14 protein-coding genes are annotated in these 17,046 nt (G+C 57.4%); 10 read left to right on the plus strand and 4 right to left on the minus strand.

The features are described 5' to 3' along the window. Window positions 1-614: 614 nt before the first annotated feature. A complete protein-coding gene (locus FFS64_RS26210; protein WP_137807708.1) occupies window positions 615-1,064 on the minus strand; it encodes a MerR family transcriptional regulator in 450 nt (149 codons plus the stop codon). A gap of 119 nt (window positions 1,065-1,183) precedes the next feature. Here FFS64_RS26210 and FFS64_RS26215 point away from each other — a divergent pair, with 119 nt between their 5' ends. From FFS64_RS26215 to FFS64_RS26255, 8 genes are all read left to right on the plus strand, one after another. Then, window positions 1,184-2,014, plus strand: coding sequence for an alpha/beta fold hydrolase (locus tag FFS64_RS26215; protein WP_137807709.1), 831 nt, complete (start codon window positions 1,184-1,186; stop codon window positions 2,012-2,014). Window positions 2,015-2,375: 361 nt separating this feature from the next. Next, window positions 2,376-3,305 carry a hypothetical protein gene (locus tag FFS64_RS26220; protein WP_137807710.1) on the plus strand — a complete coding sequence of 310 codons (930 nt, stop codon included), beginning with the start codon at window positions 2,376-2,378 and terminating at the stop codon, window positions 3,303-3,305. A gap of 1,072 nt (window positions 3,306-4,377) precedes the next feature. Further along, on the plus strand, window positions 4,378-5,370 hold the full coding sequence (locus tag FFS64_RS26225; protein ID WP_137807711.1) for a TerC family protein: 993 nt from the start codon (window positions 4,378-4,380) through the stop codon (window positions 5,368-5,370). 661 nt (window positions 5,371-6,031) lie between these two features. Further along, a complete protein-coding gene (locus FFS64_RS26235; RefSeq protein WP_137807712.1) occupies window positions 6,032-7,282 on the plus strand; it encodes an OprD family outer membrane porin in 1,251 nt (416 codons plus the stop codon). Between the two features lie 143 nt (window positions 7,283-7,425). Then, window positions 7,426-8,784 (plus strand): MFS transporter, encoded by a 1,359-nt coding sequence (locus tag FFS64_RS26240; protein WP_137807730.1) that lies wholly within the window; start codon window positions 7,426-7,428, stop codon window positions 8,782-8,784. Between the two features lie 85 nt (window positions 8,785-8,869). Next, window positions 8,870-9,844 carry an AraC family transcriptional regulator gene (locus FFS64_RS26245; protein ID WP_137807713.1) on the plus strand — a complete coding sequence of 325 codons (975 nt, stop codon included), beginning with the start codon at window positions 8,870-8,872 and terminating at the stop codon, window positions 9,842-9,844. A gap of 95 nt (window positions 9,845-9,939) precedes the next feature. Continuing rightward, complete coding sequence (locus FFS64_RS26250; RefSeq protein WP_137807714.1) at window positions 9,940-11,046, plus strand: NAD/NADP-dependent octopine/nopaline dehydrogenase family protein; 1,107 nt, start codon at window positions 9,940-9,942, stop codon at window positions 11,044-11,046. Next, complete coding sequence (locus FFS64_RS26255; protein ID WP_137807715.1) at window positions 11,046-12,044, plus strand: 3-hydroxybutyryl-CoA dehydrogenase; 999 nt, start codon at window positions 11,046-11,048, stop codon at window positions 12,042-12,044. The genes FFS64_RS26250 and FFS64_RS26255 overlap by 1 nt, the downstream gene beginning before the upstream one ends. 178 nt (window positions 12,045-12,222) lie before the next feature. Here FFS64_RS26255 and FFS64_RS26260 read toward each other — a convergent pair whose 3' ends face one another. From FFS64_RS26260 to FFS64_RS26270, 3 genes are all read right to left on the minus strand, one after another. Continuing rightward, a complete protein-coding gene (locus FFS64_RS26260) occupies window positions 12,223-13,497 on the minus strand; it encodes a flavohemoglobin expression-modulating QEGLA motif protein (RefSeq protein ID WP_137807716.1) in 1,275 nt (424 codons plus the stop codon). Between the two features lie 163 nt (window positions 13,498-13,660). After that, window positions 13,661-14,554: a polysaccharide deacetylase family protein gene (locus FFS64_RS26265; protein WP_137807717.1), complete on the minus strand. Its 894-nt coding sequence runs from the start codon at window positions 14,552-14,554 to the stop codon at window positions 13,661-13,663. After that, complete coding sequence (locus FFS64_RS26270; protein ID WP_137807718.1) at window positions 14,554-15,426, minus strand: GNAT family N-acetyltransferase; 873 nt, start codon at window positions 15,424-15,426, stop codon at window positions 14,554-14,556. Before FFS64_RS26270 ends, FFS64_RS26265 begins: the two co-directional genes overlap by 1 nt. 278 nt (window positions 15,427-15,704) lie before the next feature. Here FFS64_RS26270 and FFS64_RS26275 point away from each other — a divergent pair, with 278 nt between their 5' ends. Both FFS64_RS26275 and FFS64_RS26280 read left to right on the plus strand, forming a co-directional pair. Continuing rightward, complete coding sequence (locus FFS64_RS26275) at window positions 15,705-16,007, plus strand: helix-turn-helix transcriptional regulator (RefSeq protein WP_095195290.1); 303 nt, start codon at window positions 15,705-15,707, stop codon at window positions 16,005-16,007. Window positions 16,008-16,070: 63 nt separating this feature from the next. Continuing rightward, window positions 16,071-17,045 carry a zinc-dependent alcohol dehydrogenase family protein gene (locus FFS64_RS26280; RefSeq protein ID WP_137807719.1) on the plus strand — a complete coding sequence of 325 codons (975 nt, stop codon included), beginning with the start codon at window positions 16,071-16,073 and terminating at the stop codon, window positions 17,043-17,045. Window position 17,046 lies beyond the last annotated feature (1 nt).

The following is a 17,046-nucleotide window of genomic DNA, read 5'->3' on the forward strand; positions in this document are numbered from 1 at the left end:
CCGCCCGTCAACCGGAAGCTCACTTACCGACATCATGCACGCGACAGCTAAAATCGAATCCTGCCTGCCCAGTCCGAATGTTGACGCTCGATTCGAGCTGACAGTAATTACCGCAACGGCTGCTGATCGCTCATGCAACTGTGCAAGTTAACTCCATAGCACTGGCGCTGTTCTTCCATCGCATCTATATTGAGTTGTAACGCGGCCGGTACACTTAGTGCCGAATGAATTGCGTTTTTCCTGATGGTTGCGCTGCCGGCAAAGTAGCGTGTGAGTATCGGCTACGTTCAATTCCAGGCCTGCCTGCGCCTATCCATCCGCGTAAATACTACGCGCAGACGGATACCTCCAACCTTGGTGGACTAAATCGAGTTGCTCTATTGCTGCGTTATTTGCACGCTCAACTCGATTGCTAAGTATGGCGGCTATTCTGTTTAAAGTTCAGTTAGTTGGTCGATTGAGTTAGTTGATTATCACCTAAGGCTCCTCTGAATCAACCCTATTCGATCTGAAGAATACGCGCCTTTCTCGCTGGTTGACGGCTGAAGCTGGTCCGGAGTAACCGCAATTTGAACTTGCCTGACGACAGTTTTGTAAGCCTGACAGGTGACGCTTTACTTGGACGACGCAGTATCGCGGTCGCGTGGTGCTGGCGCCACACCTTCCTCGCGCAGACGATGCAACAACAACTGCGTGTTGTCCACGCAACCCATGCCTTCAGGCTTGCTTTCAATACCCTCGATCACCAGCAGCAGTTGCGCTTTATTCTGGGCCAGCCGTTGCTGGAGGATTTCGATTTCCTCAACCTTGCGCTTGAGCCCACTGAGCAGCTCTTCATGCTTCCAACCGTTCGCATTCATCGGCAGTAATTGTCGGATTTCTTCCAATGAAAAACCCGCTGCCTGGGCGCCCGTGATGATCTCCAGAACCCATTCCGTGTCAGGCGAATAGTCCCGATACCCATTGGCTTTGCGCGCGACAGACTTGATCAGGCCGCTCGCTTCGTAAAAGCGGATGCGTGAAGGCGCCAATCCGCTGATTTTCGCCAGTTCGCCTATTCTCATATTCCACCCAAAAAACCGTTGACCTTAAAGTTGACTTTAAACCTGAAGTTATTGGGCAGCCAGCGGCGCAGGTTTAATGCTTTGGGTCATGGCCTCCCTGCCACACAGGAGATGCGAGCATGAGTTATGTCACTACGCAGGACGGTGTTGAGATCTTTTACAAAGACTGGGGGCCACGCGATGCCCAGGTGATCTTTTTTCATCACGGATGGCCGCTCAGCGCGGACGACTGGGATGCGCAAATGCTGTTTTTCCTGGCGAACGGCTACCGGGTGGTTGCACACGACCGACGTGGCCACGGGCGATCCAGTCAGGTCTGGGACGGGCACGACATGGATCACTATGCGGATGACGTCGCGGCCGTCGTCAACCATCTTGGTGTGCAAGGTGCAGTCCATGTGGGCCACTCCACCGGTGGGGGGGAAGTCATCCATTACATTGCTCGCCACGGCGAAGGCCGAGTGTCGAAGGCGGCGATAATCAGTGCAGTGCCACCGTTGATGGTCCAGACCCCAGACAATCCAGGCGGCTTGCCAAAGTCGGTTTTCGATGATTTGCAGGCACAGCTGAAGGCCAACCGCGCACAGTTCTACCATGACGTTCCGGCAGGACCTTTCTACGGTTATAACCGCCCTGGTGCAAAACCGTCCGAAGGCATCATCTTGAATTGGTGGCGCCAAGGCATGATGGGCTGTGCAAAGGCACATTACGATGGGATCGTGGCCTTTTCCCAGACCGACTTTACCGACGATCTAAAGAGCATCACGATCCCCGTGCTGGTGATGCATGGTGATGATGATCAGATCGTGCCGTATGAAAATTCCGGGCTCTTGTCAGCCAAGCTATTGCAAAACAGCACGCTGAAAACCTACCCGGGCTTCCCGCATGGAATGCCCACAACGAACGCCGATACAATCAACGCCGATTTGCTCGCTTTCCTGCGAGGTTAGGCAACTGGGGGCGGGTGAAAATCCTGCCCCTGCTTTCACCGAAGTGACTGAAAGCGACGCATTTCAAATTCGGCTAAATGCCCAAAAGCGGTGCTAACCGAGTGTTCGCTTTTGGCCGATTCTGTTGAAAAAGTCGGCCATGGTTTCCTCGGCAGAAAAGTACGCGCCGGATATTGAAATCTTTCTTTTTAACAGAGGCTTCCGGACTTAGATTTCACGTAGCAGCGTGTAAAAGTGGCGTTTTTACCGATCAGTATTCGGGCCGTTTGGACGAACCGACTTTTTCAACAGAATTGGCCGTAAGCGGTCAGATGTACTAGCCTGCATCAACCACTATCGCGGAGCTGGACTTATGATACCAATGACTATTAAGGATGAAGAAAGAAAAAACGAAAATGGAGATTCTAGTTCGTCGGGTGATGAGAGTAAGCGAGACAATATTATTTTTTGGGATCTGCTAAAAACCAACAGAAGTAGAATAAAGCAGGTTGAAGGCAAAGGAGCATTGTTGGCAGGAGACAAAAGCTTTGTGACCCATGGAGCATCGATCTATGTAAGTGCAAAAAAAACAGGAGAGTACAGCTGGGAACTATCAAAACAAATTGGTCATGACTGGACAAAGGTCTATCTATTAAATTATTCCGCTAAAAAGGTCACATGCGTTAAACGTAGCGACTACGAAAGTGATCATGAGTTTTTTATCACAGTCGAGCTAAGTGGGTGCAGGTTCACTATTACTGACGAATTTGTTCTTCATATCGCCGCAGATGTTGGGCTTAGTTACGAGTCGGGCCACGTGAGGCGCGACAAAGCCGAGCAAACGGCACTCAAAAATAAGGCGCCTAATATGCTGCGGAGAGTTTCGATAACTGATAGAGCCGGAACTCAACCTTACGTTGCTCGCAGAGGGGAGGGTCTTGTGGATATTGCAACAAATGCTTTGATGAGCGCTTGGCCGGAAAACCGGTACACGGCAACAACATTGCGGAATATTTATAAGGAAAAAGGAGCCTCCGCGGACACGATAACGAGTATAACCACGTCGGTCGTCCAGTTGGCAATGTCAGAAGGCAAAAGCGAGGAGGATGCCAAGATAATAGCTGCAAAAGTCAAAGCTGCAGCAGAAGATGCGTTGCCCACCATGTTGACAATAACATTGGGCGCATTCATCTTTGGACTTAAAACAGACAGCGGATGGAACTATTATGCTTTAATAAATGGTGAATGGTCTGATATCAATCCGATACCTCTGAGTGGTTCTAGCAGTTCTGGCATGCTGTTTCCGAAATGACTTTTCTCAAAAAATGGCACAATAAGAAATGGGGCAGATTTATTTTTTCATGCTGTCACGTACAAAAAATAAATCTGTCCTCCCTTCTTTTTCTCTCTTTGTTTACTTCGCTCATTGGGGCGAGATAAAGCCCCCGTTATCCAAGCGTTATACATCCAAACAATAAATATCTGCACATGTAGGTAGTCAGTGAGCAATTATCGAACCGTCGTGATCGAAACGTACACAGGTAGGGCACTACTTCTAGCGAAGTTGTTCGGGCACGCCCGCTGCCAAGCCAAAATTTCGACACCTCCATGAATGTCGAATGCTCTTCAGAAATGCGCAAAGGCCATCCGGTAGGAACTATGTTTTAAATTCAGGCCAAGGTCACTTCCAAAGAGGGCGGCACGCCATTCTTATACTCACATTACAACCAATCATACAAAATCATAAGTGCTGAAGAAGCCAATAAACTTATTCGTGGTCTGGACGTGTAAAAATGCGCTAAAATTGCTCACTTCTTTCCAAGGGATCGCCTAAAGCTAACCCCTTAACCAAAACTTTGGATCAAAGCGACGTGACGGGAGTGACTGCTTCTGGCCCAGAGTGTGTAAAAACGCACTGATGCACAGTCGGGGCGTTGCGACGACAGTTGTTAGCTGAGCAATTGGTCGAAACAACTTCTGCGGATTATCACTGCGGCTTTGGAGCCCCTCAGCGCGGCCATCAGCTTGCTGGATCGGCAAAAAAAAGACCTCTTCAGGCATGCCCTGATCGCTTCAATCAATCAGTACGCTGCTGCCAAGCTTATCCACGATTGCGAATGCAAAATCAGCAATCCACCCTGGGTCATATTTCAATCGACAGGGTGGGTCAACTTTCAATCAGCGCCAACACATCGGCATCAATACTTCGTTAATAACGAACAATTCGCAAAAAATAAACGATTTTTATTGATGCAACATGCCCGTTAGCATGAGCAGATGCGCTGAGCGCCCAGGCGGTGGCCGGCATTTATGCGGTCAAGGGGCGCGTGCAACAGCTTCGAGCCCGTTACTGAAAACACCGCCTATCTGTCAGGGGGCACGGCATGACCGTCATAAGCGTCGCCCAACCCTGGATGTGGTCCGCCTTCATCGGCTTCGTCCTCGCCATGCTGGCGCTTGATCTGTTTGTCTTCGGCGGGCGCAAGGCGCACCGTGTTTCGGCCCGCGAAGCGCTGGCCTGGGTGATCGCCTGGACCAGCTTGGCGTTGGTCTTCGCCGTCCTGCTCTGGTGGTATCTGCACATCATGTTTGGTGCCGAAGTGGCCCAGCGTACAACGCTCGAATTCCTGATGGGCTACCTGATTGAGCAGTCGCTGTCGATCGACAACATGTTCGTTTTCGTGATGATCTTCGGCTACTTCGCCGTGCCGCCAGAGATGCAGCGCCGCGTCCTGCTCTATGGCGTGCTCGGCGCCATCGTCATGCGCGCCGGTATGATTTTCGCCGGTGTCTGGCTGGTGCAGGAGTTCGCCTGGCTGCTCTATGTCTTCGGCGCCTTCCTCGTCATCACCGGCATCAAAATGCTGATCTTCGCCGACCAGCAGCCAGACCTCGATAAGAACCCCTTGCTGCGCTGGCTGCGTAGCCATCTTCGCATCACCGACGGCTTTCACGGTGAGTGCTTCTTCGTGCGCCAGAACGGCCTGCGCTGGGCGACGCCGATGTTCCTGGTGCTGGTACTGATCGAGGCCAGCGATCTGGTATTTGCGGTCGACAGCATCCCGGCTATCTTCGCCGTCACCACCGACCCCTTCATCGTGTTCACCTCCAACACCTTCGCCATCATGGGCCTGCGCTCGCTGTATTTTCTGCTTGCCAACATGGCCGACCGCTTTCACTTGCTCAAATATGGTCTGGCCATCGTACTGATGTTCATTGGCGGCAAGATGTTGGTCGCGCCGTGGTGGCACATGCCGATCCAATGGTCGCTGGTTATAGTCGGCGGCATCATCCTGATTTCGGTGCTGTTGAGTCTGGCTTGGACGAAGAGCAAAACACCGGTTACGGGAGTGCACAGATATCGATGGCGTCTGTGACATGTACAAACGCGGAGCCGGATACGCTGATGGCGCCGGTGCTTGCACCCGCCAACCTCAAGCGTGGGTGATTTGGAGCCGCGAAAGGTTGCTGCCTGATGCGATCGTCACCATGAATGAATGGTGACCTTTTCCAGTGGCGTTGAAATACCTCGACGACACGCCGGTAACACGGCGGCGACAGTGCTCAGGCTGCCTGCAATAGGCTGCGCAATTGGAGAGTCGCCTGCGCAATCGGGGAGGTTGGCAGGCGGTGCAGTCGCTAGTTTAGGGGCCATCCAGTAACAAGACCTTGCGACCGGAAGGCCCGGGCAACTCAGGCTTGCCCTCTGCGCTTTCGGGTCGACTAAGGGAAACCTTTAGCCGGGTTGAAGTTTTCCCCCCAACGGATGCGGTTCTTCTCGATACCGGTGCAGCGTCTACTGACTTACCTTGGGCAGGCAAGAGGCGTGTCGTCTGTTCCCTTGAGTCCGCCTGGCGTTTTACCCCATAACAACAATAGGCCTGACAATGCTCGAATCCACCGTCCTTCATGTCCCTCATGCAATCCGCCTTCCTGCGCAAGAGGGCTCGGTGTTCGGCTGCCGGCATTTTTAGTTTTTAGTTTGAACCTGCTCCTATAAATACAGTGCCCAGGCACATACAGATGTGGAGAAGTTAGATGCATGAGGTAAAACAATCTTGCCGCGGGTTCGGTATGGCCGGTGTATTGGGAATGATCTGTTCGCCATTGGCCGCACAGGCCGATGTTATTGATGACAGTCACTTCAAAGTGGATACGCGTAACTTTTACTTGCACCGTAATTACACCAATACCAATGCACCGGACTCTGAAGTGCATAGTTGGTCTCAGGGGTTCGATGCGCAGTTTACTTCCGGCTACACCGACACGGCCCTGGCCATCGGCCTTGATGTGGATGCGCAGTATGCCGTGCGCCTGGATTCGTCGGGCAATGACGGCTCGCTGCCGTATAGCGTCAGCGACCGGCAGACGGCCGATGACTACAGTCGCGCCGGTGCAACCCTCAAGATGCGCTACAGCAAGACCGAGTTGAAGGTCGGTGACCTTCGCCCGCAATTGCCGGTGGCGTTCGATGACACCAGTCGGCAACTGGATACGATCTATCAAGGGGCCGTGGTCGAGTCCAGGGAGGTCGATGGGTTGACAATGACCGGTGGCCGGTTCTGGTCGGCCGTGACACGGGAGTCTTCCAACCACGAGAAACTTTACAAGTTTGGCTCCACCGATAATCTCGACAGTGACGGCCTGGATTTTGGCGGCGCAACTTACGACATTACCAAAAACCTGCAAGCCAGTTATTTCTATGGGGTGCTGCACGATATTTATCAGCAGCACTATTTTGGCCTGATGCATATGGCCGACTTGGGTAATGGCTACAAACTGAAAACCGACTTGCGCTACTTCAATAACAATGAAGATGGCAATGCTTTAAACGGTGAGATCGACAACCGTTCCTACGGTGCCTTGTTCAGCTTGCTCAAAGGCGCCCACATGTTTGGCCTCAGTTACCAGCGCATGCTCGGTGACAGCGTATTCCCCACGATGAACGGTTATATACCGCAACCTTACCTGGTGCACTGGTCGTCCCTCGGGTTTGTCCGTCCGGATGAAAGGTCCTGGGGCGCGCGCTACAGCTATGACTTTGCCGGGATGGGCGTGCCGGGGCTCAAGCTCTACACCCGCTACATCAAAGGTACCCATTGGGACCGTGGCGCCAACCTGAGCGACAACCAGGAAAGCGAACGCTTTCTGGGGCTCAGCTACGTAGTGCAGAGCGGGGCGCTGCAAGGTCTGGGGCTGGACCTGCGCAACATCGACGTGAAGCAGAAGTACGGCTACGACTACAACGAATTCCGTTTCGCCACGACCTACACCTGGAAGTTCTGGTAAACCCACCCGACGTTTGACCCCATAACAATAAGAGGCCTGACCATGCGTGAACCCTTTGTCCTTTGCATCTGCCCCGCAACTTTCCAGTCGTTGTTCTGCGCACGGCTACGCGCATGAGCGGATTCCAAGAGGAGCAAACACTAGTGAATATCCAGGTCGATAACGCGGTCCTGCAGCAGCAGAAGAAAACCTACATCTACGAGTGGTACGTGGTCGGCCTGTGCATGATCGCCTACATCTTTTCCTTTGTGGATCGGCAGATCCTGGCGCTGATGATCGAGCCGATCAAAGCCGACCTGCAGATCAGCGACACCCAGTTCAGCCTGCTGCACGGGCTGGCCTTTTCGTTGTTCTACGCCTTCATGGGCATGCCCATCGCCTATCTGGCCGATCGCTTCTCCCGACCGAAGATCATCGCCGTCGGCGTCGTGTTCTGGAGCCTGGCGACGGCTGCCTGCGGCCTGAGCAAGAACTTCCTGCACATGTTCCTCGCCCGCATTGGCGTCGGCGTCGGTGAAGCGGCCCTGTCGCCCTCGGCCTACTCGATGTTCAGCGACATGTTCCCCAAGGAAAAACTCGGCCGCGCAGTGGGCATCTACTCTATCGGCTCGTTCGTCGGCGGTGGCCTGGCTTTCCTGGTCGGCGGCTATGTGATCGCGATGCTCAAGGACATGAACACCATCGAGGTCGCCTTCCTCGGCGCGATGAAGGCTTGGCAGCTGGCGTTCTTCATTGTCGGTCTGCCCGGTATCGTGGTCGGCCTGTTGATCTGGCTCACCGTGCGTGACCCTGCGCGCAAAGGCCTGCAGGTCGATGCCCAGGGTCGGGCCAGAAAGGTCGCGTTGGGCGATGGCTTTCGCTTCCTGGCTCGTCACCGTGCCACCTTCACCTGCCATTACCTGGGCTTTTCGTTCTACGCCATGGTCCTGTTCTGCATGATGAGCTGGAGCCCGGCGCTGTATATCCGCAAGTTCGGCCTGACGCCGGTAGAGGCGGGCTACATGCTTGGCACCGTGCTGTTGCTGGCCAACACCGCCGGGGTGCTGTTCGGTGGATGGCTCACCGACTACCTGGCCAAGCAAGGTCACCAGGATGCCGCCATGCGCACCGGCGTCATCGGTGCCCTGGGCATGGTGGTGCCCGCCGTGCTGTTCCCGCAAGTGGATCAACTGTGGCTGTCAGTGACGCTGTTGGTGCCTGCGATGTTCTTCGCCTCGTTCCCGATGCCGGCGTCCACGGCGGCGATGCAGATCCTCGCGCCGAACCAGGTGCGCGCCCAGGTCTCGGCGGTGTTCCTGCTGATCAGCAATCTGCTGGGCCTGGGTCTGGGGACCACGCTGGTGGCGCTGTTGACCGACCGCTACTTCGGATCGCCCGCAGCGGTAGGTTCGTCGATGTCGCTGGTGATCGCCGGCGCGTCGGCATTGACCGTGCTGCTGCTCTGGCGTGGTTGCCATCGTTTCCGCGAAAGCTATGCCCGGGAGTACCCGAGCCTGGCTTGATTGCTCATAGTCCACGATCGGCGCCCGGGCCTCGCTCCTTTTGAAGGGAGCGGGGCCTGTGTGCTCCAGATCAGGAGAACCCCTGATGTTGAATGACGTACACTTGCTCGAACGGCACAGCCTGCTCAGCTCGGCCGATTACTGCGAGATCAAGGACAAGGTCAGCCATTACCTGTGCCCGCACAGTTTCAATGTGCTGCGTGACGAGCCGATCCATACCCGGCTCAACGGCGTATTCTTCGGTGATTCGGCGCTGCTCGACCTGCGCTATGGCGCGCCGGTGGAGATCACCATCGACGACATTGCCGATCAGTACCTGTTTCGCATTACCTTGCAGGGGCAGTGCGAGGTGGCCCACGGGCGGCGCAGCGCGGCAATGCAGTCAGGCTACCTGAGCGTTTCCTCGCCGTTCGCGCAAAGCCGCATCGTCACCGATGGGCAGTGCCGCAACCTGATCCTGCGCGTCGACCGTGATGCTCTGGAGACGCAACTGCAACACCTGCTAGGCCGCAGCCTGCGGCAGTCGGTGATCTTCGATGTCAGCGTCGACCACCTGGGCGCGGGCGTCGTCAGCCTCTATCACACCCTGGACTACATCTGTCGGCTTTACGGCAGCGGGGTGGACGGTTCGCGTCTGGCCGGCGGCCTGTCCGAATACCTGATGCAACTGCTGCTCACTCAATTGCCGCACAACTATTCGGCGGATCTTTTGATCGATACGCGCGCGCCGCTGCCGCACCACGTGAAAAAGGCCCGTGACTACATCGAGGAGCACCTCGACGAGCCCATCAGCCTGGCGACCTTGAGCGGACTGTGTGGTGTCTCGGTGCGAACCTTGCAAAATGGCTTCAACCAGTTCCTCCAGCAGGCGCCGGTCGAATACATCCGCGACCGTCGTCTGGCGGTGATCCACGAGTCGCTGAAGCAGGGTAGGGCTGGTGAAACCGTTACCGATATCCTGTTGCGTCACGGCATCAACAGTTTCGGGCATTTCTCCAGCGCCTATCGGCAACGCTATGGCTGTCTGCCGTCGGACACCCTGCGCCGACGCAAGCATTGAGACGGCTGCGCAATCCGTCAGTCGACTGCGCAATCGGAGGAGTCTGTGGCGGTGCGGCTCGATAGCATCGAGTCTCTTACAAGAGGAGCATCTCCATGAATATTACCGTGCTGGGTGGTGGACACGGCTGTTACGCCGCAGCTGTCGAAATGGCTGAAAAGGGGCACCCGACCCGCCTGTGGCGTCGAGATTCCGCCGCGCTCAAGGAGCTGCTGGCCATTGGCAGTCTGACCATCAAGGACTACCGGGGAACTCGCATGCTGTCCGTCGGACAGGAGGGCGACAAACTGTCGTTGACCGACGATCCGGCTGAAGCCCTGGGCGACGCGCAACTGGTGATCATCCCGCTGCCGTCGACCTCCCACGAAGATCTGGCCAGGCACGTGGCACCGCACCTACGCGACGGTCAGGTGGTGTTCCTGCCGCCGGGCACCTTCGGCAGTTTCGTGTTCGCCAAGGCCATGGCCGATGCGGGCAACCAGAGCAAGGTCGCCTTCGCTGAAACCGGTACGCTGCCGTATCTGGTACGCAAACACGGCGCCAGCGACCTGGTGATCAGCGGCTACGCCACCCGCCTGCCGACCGGTGTGTTCCCGAGCAACCTGTCCGAACACGCTTTCGCGGTACTGCGTGAAGCCTACCCGAGCGTCGAACCCATTGAAGACGCCTTGAGCGGTGCATTGATGAACGCCGGCCCCATCATCCACCCACCGTTGATCATGATGAACGCAGGTCCCCTGGAGCATTTCGAGACCTGGGACATTCACAACGAAGGCACCCAACCGTCGATTCGTCGTGTGACCAACCAGCTCGATGCCGAACGCATGGCCGTGCGCGAAGCGCTGACCTACGGTGCGCCGCACTTTCCCCTGGCCGACCACTACAACAGCACCGAAGGCGATGAGTGGATGTACGGTCGCGGTGCCCATGGCAAGCTGACTGACAGCGGTGACTGGCGCGAAGACATCGACCTGCAGAAACACCGCTACATGCTCGAAGACACCCGCCTGGGCCTGTCATTCCTGGTGTCCGTCGGCCGCTGGGCCGGTGTGTCGACCCCGGTGGCGCAGGGGCTGCTGAGCATCGCCTCTGTCGTCGCTGGTCGTGATCTCTACGCCGAAGGCCGCACGCTGGAGAACCTGGGTCTGGCCGAGCTCGACCGGGTGCAAATGACCAAGCTTCTCACCAGAGGCTTCAACTGATGAACGCCGCGCTGCCCAAAGTCAGCGTGGTCGGCGCCGGCCGGATGGGCGAGGGCATTGCCCTGGCGTTCATCCATGCGGGCCTGCCGGTGACCCTCATCGACATCAAGGATCGCACCGAGGATGAGCGGCACGGCTACTTTGAGCGTGTGCGGAACAACATCCGCAGCGAACTTCAGACGCTGGTACGCCTTGGCGTGCTTGAGCCGGAACAGGCGGACATCGCGATAGCCCGTTTGACGCTGCAAAGCAGATCCCAGGCCGCAGAGGCATTGCGACTGTGCGACCTGGTGTTCGAAGCGGTGCCGGAGATCATCGCGGTCAAGCAGCAGACCTTCGCCTGGGTCAGCGAGCATGTTCCGGCATCGACCATCATCGCGTCGACCACCTCGACGTTTCTGGTCACCGAGTTGAGCGAAATGGTCAGGGAGCCCCAGCGCTTCGTCAATGCACACTGGCTCAATCCCGCATACCTGATGCCGCTGGTGGAAGTCAGCCGTAGCGAAGCCACCTGCCCGCAGGTGGTCGAACGACTGCTGCAACTGCTCAAGCGGATCGGCAAGGTACCGGTGGTGTGCAACCCGGTGGCTGGCTACATCGTGCCGCGCATCCAGGCATTGGTCATGAACGAAGCCGCGCGGATGGTGGAAGAGGGCGTGGCCAGCGCAGAAGATATCGATACCGCGGTGCGTGTCGGCTTCGGGTTGCGCTTCTCGGTGCTGGGCCTGCTTGAATTCATCGATTGGGGTGGTGGCGACATTTTGTACTACGCCTCGCGCTACCTCAGTGGCGCGCTGTCACCGCGCTTCGAGTCGCCACAGGTGATCGCCGACAACATGCAAAACGGCCGCAATGGCTTGCGAGACGGCCAGGGTTTCTACGACTACCGCGACCTGGACGTGGAAGCCTACAAGCAGCAGCGTCTGGGCGACTTTGTCTGCAAACTGGAGTTGGCGGGATTGACGCCGGCATTCGATGGCGCCTTGAGGCCAGTGTAGGAGCGAGCCTGCTCGCGAAAAGCGCCCAGACAACGCGGTCATTCAGACTGCCCGCGTCATCGTTGACGTCCATCGCGAGCAGGCTCGCTCCTACAGGTTTGGCGTAGGTCCCTGTGGGAGCGTGGCTTGCCCGCGAAAAGAACGTCCAGACAACACGATCATCCAGGCAGCCCGCATATCACGGCGCACTGGCATCGCTTTCATGCTCATCCGCAAAGGCCATGAACACGTCCAGATCCAGCACATCCAGATTGATGCGGGCGATAAAGGCGGAGAAGGCCAGGTTGGCGGCTAGCAGACGCAAGTCAGAAGCCCAAGGGGGAACATAGGTGGGCCCCTTAAGCCAGCCGCACTCAAACAGCGGCGCCAGGCGCACCGTATCCCCCAGGCTAAGGCGACCGGCAAACAAATGCCCCACCAAATCCGGCCGGTTATCACGAATCGCAATGCGCAACAGCGTATGCACGCCAAGCATCCCAGTCAGATAAGCAGCATCCTTGGTAAACGCCGAGCCGCCACGCAGGTCGGCACCACGGAAAATCCGTTGCGTCGATCGGAACGACTCCTCCTGCGACTGTCCTCCCGCCAAAAAGCCTTCAAACACCTGGATGAAATCGGCGCCATCCAGCGCCTGCTGCACCGCGAGTACGCGCAGCGCCAGGCGCCGCAGACGGTTGATGTCCATGCTGCCTGTGAACAGCTCGGCCAGGGTGGCTATACCCTCCTGCGTCTGGGTAGTGCGCGGCGCCCCCAGGCCCAGGCTTTTGAGGTTGGGTTGCAGCGCACCGTTTTGCGCCGTGGCCACATGCACGAAAGCCTCGTGCTGCAACAACTGATTCTTGTCCAGCTCCGAAAACAGCGCGCTGGCCCGCAGGCGAATCCGACTCGCCCCGGCGATGGCCTTGGCGGCCAGCGTTGCATCAAGTACCACCTCAATTCGCCCCTCACCGAAGAACCGGTCCAGCTCCGGTTGCATCCACGCGGCAAAGGCCTCGGCCGGAATATCAGCCTGGGTCGGCGGAATCCGCGCACCGCCCAGCAGGGCGTCGGTGGTCGTCAGAAAGAAACGCGCCGCATCCAGCATGCTCAGCTTCTGGTTCGTGTAGTAGAAGTCCGGGCGGCGGTACAGCGCTGACGAATAATGAGTAAAGTCCGGCGTACCAATGGCACCGAGCATGCGTCCGGCGGAGGCATAGCTGCGAGCGGTCATGGCGAGAAAATTACCGGCCGGATGGCCTGGATCGCATTGGGTGATGAAGTCTTCCAGTGCGGCGATATCGGCAGTGTGATCGCGGGGGTGGAGTTCGACTTTGGGGAGTTTTGCGCATCCGGTGCGCCAATTTTTCAGGAAGGATTCTTCGATGCCGTCGGGCCAGCTCAAGGCGTCCAGGACGCGGATTTTTCGGGTCAGGGTGGGTAGGACGGTGTCGAGTTCGGAGAGGGAGGGGGGCATGGGAGGAGTCCTTGGTAGACAAGGTTTGATCGTGGAAGCTTAGACGTCGGCAGGAGAGTGCGTTAACCGGTGCACTTCGTGGCCTTGACCGGCAGAGAAGGCCCGAAGCTGTGGTGATGTTGATACGCCAGCGAGGCTCAGACCGTTCCGAACCACCTACCACTCAAGCGGGGAATTGGGCTATCCAGTGCCTGGCAATCTCTTCGCGTCGGCAGATCCACACCGCGTCGTGGCCTTGCACGTAATCGAGAAAGCGCGCCAGCGCCATCGCACGACCAGGATGGCCACTGATCCGCCCATGCAGGCCGACGCTCATCATCTTCGGGTGGTGCGCGCCTTCCTGCCACAGCAGGTCGAAAGCATCCTTGAGCAGTCCGAAGAAGTCTTCACCGCAGGCGAAACCGTTCGGTAGCAGATAGCGGGCGTCGTTGTTGACCAGTGTGTAAGGGATCACCAGGTGGGCGGGCGAGCCTGGGAGCCAATAGGGCAGATCATCGTTGTAGGCGTCCGAGCTATAGAGAAACCCACCTTCCTCACGCAACAGGCGGCGGGTGTTCTGGCTGACCCTTCCTGTGTACCAACCTGTGGGGCGTTTACCGCAGATCTGCTCGATCACGTCGAGAGTGAGGCGGATATGGCGCCGCTCCTGGTCTTCAGGCATGTCGCGATAGTCCAGCCAACGGTAGCCATGCCCGGCAATCTCATGCCCGGCAGCAAAGAGCGCATGGCCAATCGTCGGGGTGAGTTCCAGTGCCCGGCCGACGGCGAAGGCGGTCAGCGGCAGGCCTCGGGTACTGAACAGTTCCAGAATGCGCCACACACCTGCGCGCGATCCGTATTCGTACATGCCCTCGACGCTCAAATCCGATTCCCCCACACGCGGCGGGCGGCCTGGTAGCTCGTGCAGCCAGGCCTCCGATTGTGCATCGCCATTTTGGATGCATGACTCCGCTCCCTCTTCGATGTTGAGTACGAACTGGACCGCGACACGCGCCTCACCGGGCCATCGCGGGTGGGGTGGGCGGCCGCCATAACCGATGAGGTCGCGAGCGGACATCAGCCCAGCTCGAAGGTCGTGACGCCGAACACACGTTCGTGCGCGATCGCCGGGGGAGGGCCGAGGTACATGCGTGCGCAGCCGAACACCTCGACCATGCCCTGTTGGCGCACAAGCGCCATCGCTGCGGGGTTATTCTCCGGGGCATCAAGAAACAACGGGCCGCCCTCTGCAAATTCCGCCAGGCGCGCGTAGAGGGCGGTGGCTGCCAGGGCGTCATCGGCGAACAAGGGGCCGATTTTGTAGCCTTCCCGGCAGCGCCTTGCTACGCCATAGCCGCTTAGCCTGCCCTCGCGCCGGCAACCCACGGCGAGTGCATCGGCTTGGGTTATCCACCCGCTCAGGAAGGTTGCGCGCGCGGCGGGGAAGCAGGTGCGGTCGTAATCGACAACCTGATCGAACGGGAAGGCGGCCAACGGGACGATGTCCTGGTCGTCTACCGGCGAGATCACCGGGCGTTTAGCGGTAATGGCACGAAAACGCATGTTGCGATGGGAGAAGACGAAACCACCCTTGGCGTAGTAGTCCTGCATCGCGAAGACGCCGTCCATGCCGATGCTCGCGCCTGGTCGCAGGCGGGCGAGGAGTCGCTCGCGGCGCGCGTGCCAGAGGGTATTGCCCAGACCTTGACCGCGATATTCAGGCCGGACGATGAAAAAACCCATGAAGCCGAATTCGCCATCGTAGGAGGTGATGGCTCCGCCGCCGATCAATTCGCCGCCCCGGGATGCCGCGATGTAGGCGGCAGGGTCCGTCGCCCAGAACAGCTCGGCATCGTGAAAACCGGGATTCCAACCCTCACGGGCAGCCCAATCGACGAGTTCGTCCAGCTCGGGACGGGTCATGTTGCGTATGACCAGCTGATTCGACACCACGAAGCTCTCCTCAGTCGCTGATCGAGCGTGGGTTTCATCCTCACTCTGAACCCTTTCGGTATAGCTTCAACTCGAGTATTGATCCAGGTCGTCACCTCACCTGCAGAACATGTTCGTCGCCTGTGAATCGTCCTGAGCGTGAGGCCCGGTTGCAGTCAGCTAGGGTGCAATTTGCAATTGCAGGAGCCGGGCCATGGCCGCGATGGGGGAAATGGGGACGTCAGTCAGACACCGTTTCGTATTGACATATCGATAAATCTAGATATCCTCTGCTCATGGAATTACTCGAAATATTCAAAGCCCTCTCAAATCCTACACGCCTTGAAATCCTGAAAGGCTTGAAGGACCCCGTAAAGAACTTCCCTCCCCAGGATGAGGGTGACGTTCTCACGGTAGGGGTCTGCGTCAGCAGTATTCAGGAAGGTATCGGGTTGTCGCAGTCAACGGTGTCTGGTTATCTTGCAACTCTGCAACGAGTGGGCCTGGTCGAAGTCAGGCGCATCGGCCAGTGGACCTATTACAAACGCAATGAAGCAACCATCAGTGCGCTTGCCGAAATCATAGGGAAAGATCTGTAACTTTTTTTACCACATGATATCGAGATATCTCGATATCCCTTTTTGTCGATGCGAGGATTTTCTATGAAAGCGATGGTGCTTAAATCATTTGGCGACCCGGAATCGTTCGAATTCTGCGACGTGCCCAAGCCAGTGCCGCGTGCGGGTCAAGTCCTGGTGCGGGTACACGCAACCTCCATCAACCCCTTGGATTATCAGGTTCGACGTGGCGATTATCCCGACTTGGTGCAACTGCCGGCCATTACCGGGCACGACGTATCGGGCGTTGTCGAAGAAGTCGGGCCGGGTGTGACGACCTTCGCTCCGGGAGACGAAGTCTGGTACACCCCGCAAATATTTGACGGGCCAGGAAGTTATGCCGAGTACCACGTTGCGGCCGAAAGCATTATCGGGAAGAAGCCGCCATCACTGAGCCATCTTGAGGCGGCAAGTCTGACCCTGGTTGGCGGGACGGTGTGGGAAGCACTGACCGTGCGCGCAGCGCTCAGAGTGGGGGAAAGCATTCTGATACACGGCGGCGCGGGAGGCGTAGGTCATGTAGCGATCCAGTTGGCAAAAGCCATTGGAGCGCGGGTCTTCACGACCGTGCGCAAAGCAAACTTTGAGTTCGCACGAAGCATGGGTGCCGATGTGGTCATCGACTACCAAAAGGAGGATTACGTCGACGCCATCAATCGGGAAACGGATGGCCGCGGAGTCGATGTGGTGTTCGACACCATCGGCGGCAACACTTTGTCGCGCAGCCCTGACGTGCTCGTTCAACTTGGCCGCGTGGTCTCGATTGTGGACATTGCCCAGCCGCAAAACCTCGTTCAGGCCTGGGGCAAGAACGCGAGTTATCACTTCGTTTTCACCAGACAGAACCGCGGCAAGCTGGATGAGCTGAGCGCATTGGTAGAGCGCGGTCAGCTGCGGCCACACGTTGGCGCCGTCTATGCGCTTGCCGACATTGCGCTCGCCCATGCCCGGTTGGAGAGCCCCAACAACGGCATTCAAGGAAAAATCGCGATTGCAGTCGAGCCATCGCTCATCTCGTAAA

Origin of the sequence: Pseudomonas sp. G(2018), assembly GCF_005502415.1 — a bacterium.
In the GTDB taxonomy this organism is placed as follows: domain Bacteria; phylum Pseudomonadota; class Gammaproteobacteria; order Pseudomonadales; family Pseudomonadaceae; genus Aquipseudomonas.

Excerpts from the sequence above, each read along its gene's own strand:
- FFS64_RS26260 (WP_137807716.1), bottom strand. The coding sequence starts at position 13,497 with ATGCCCCCCTCCCTCTCCGAACTCGACACCGTCCTACCCACCCTGACC.
- FFS64_RS26235 (WP_137807712.1), top strand. The coding sequence starts at position 6,032 with ATGCATGAGGTAAAACAATCTTGCCGCGGGTTCGGTATGGCCGGTGTA.
- FFS64_RS26225 (WP_137807711.1), top strand. The coding sequence starts at position 4,378 with ATGACCGTCATAAGCGTCGCCCAACCCTGGATGTGGTCCGCCTTCATC.
- FFS64_RS26245 (WP_137807713.1), top strand. The coding sequence starts at position 8,870 with ATGTTGAATGACGTACACTTGCTCGAACGGCACAGCCTGCTCAGCTCG.
- FFS64_RS26255 (WP_137807715.1), top strand. The coding sequence starts at position 11,046 with ATGAACGCCGCGCTGCCCAAAGTCAGCGTGGTCGGCGCCGGCCGGATG.
- FFS64_RS26210 (WP_137807708.1), bottom strand. The coding sequence starts at position 1,064 with ATGAGAATAGGCGAACTGGCGAAAATCAGCGGATTGGCGCCTTCACGC.
- FFS64_RS26275 (WP_095195290.1), top strand. The coding sequence starts at position 15,705 with ATGGAATTACTCGAAATATTCAAAGCCCTCTCAAATCCTACACGCCTT.
- FFS64_RS26220 (WP_137807710.1), top strand. The coding sequence starts at position 2,376 with ATGACTATTAAGGATGAAGAAAGAAAAAACGAAAATGGAGATTCTAGT.
- FFS64_RS26265 (WP_137807717.1), bottom strand. The coding sequence starts at position 14,554 with ATGTCCGCTCGCGACCTCATCGGTTATGGCGGCCGCCCACCCCACCCG.
- FFS64_RS26215 (WP_137807709.1), top strand. The coding sequence starts at position 1,184 with ATGAGTTATGTCACTACGCAGGACGGTGTTGAGATCTTTTACAAAGAC.
- FFS64_RS26280 (WP_137807719.1), top strand. The coding sequence starts at position 16,071 with ATGAAAGCGATGGTGCTTAAATCATTTGGCGACCCGGAATCGTTCGAA.
- FFS64_RS26250 (WP_137807714.1), top strand. The coding sequence starts at position 9,940 with ATGAATATTACCGTGCTGGGTGGTGGACACGGCTGTTACGCCGCAGCT.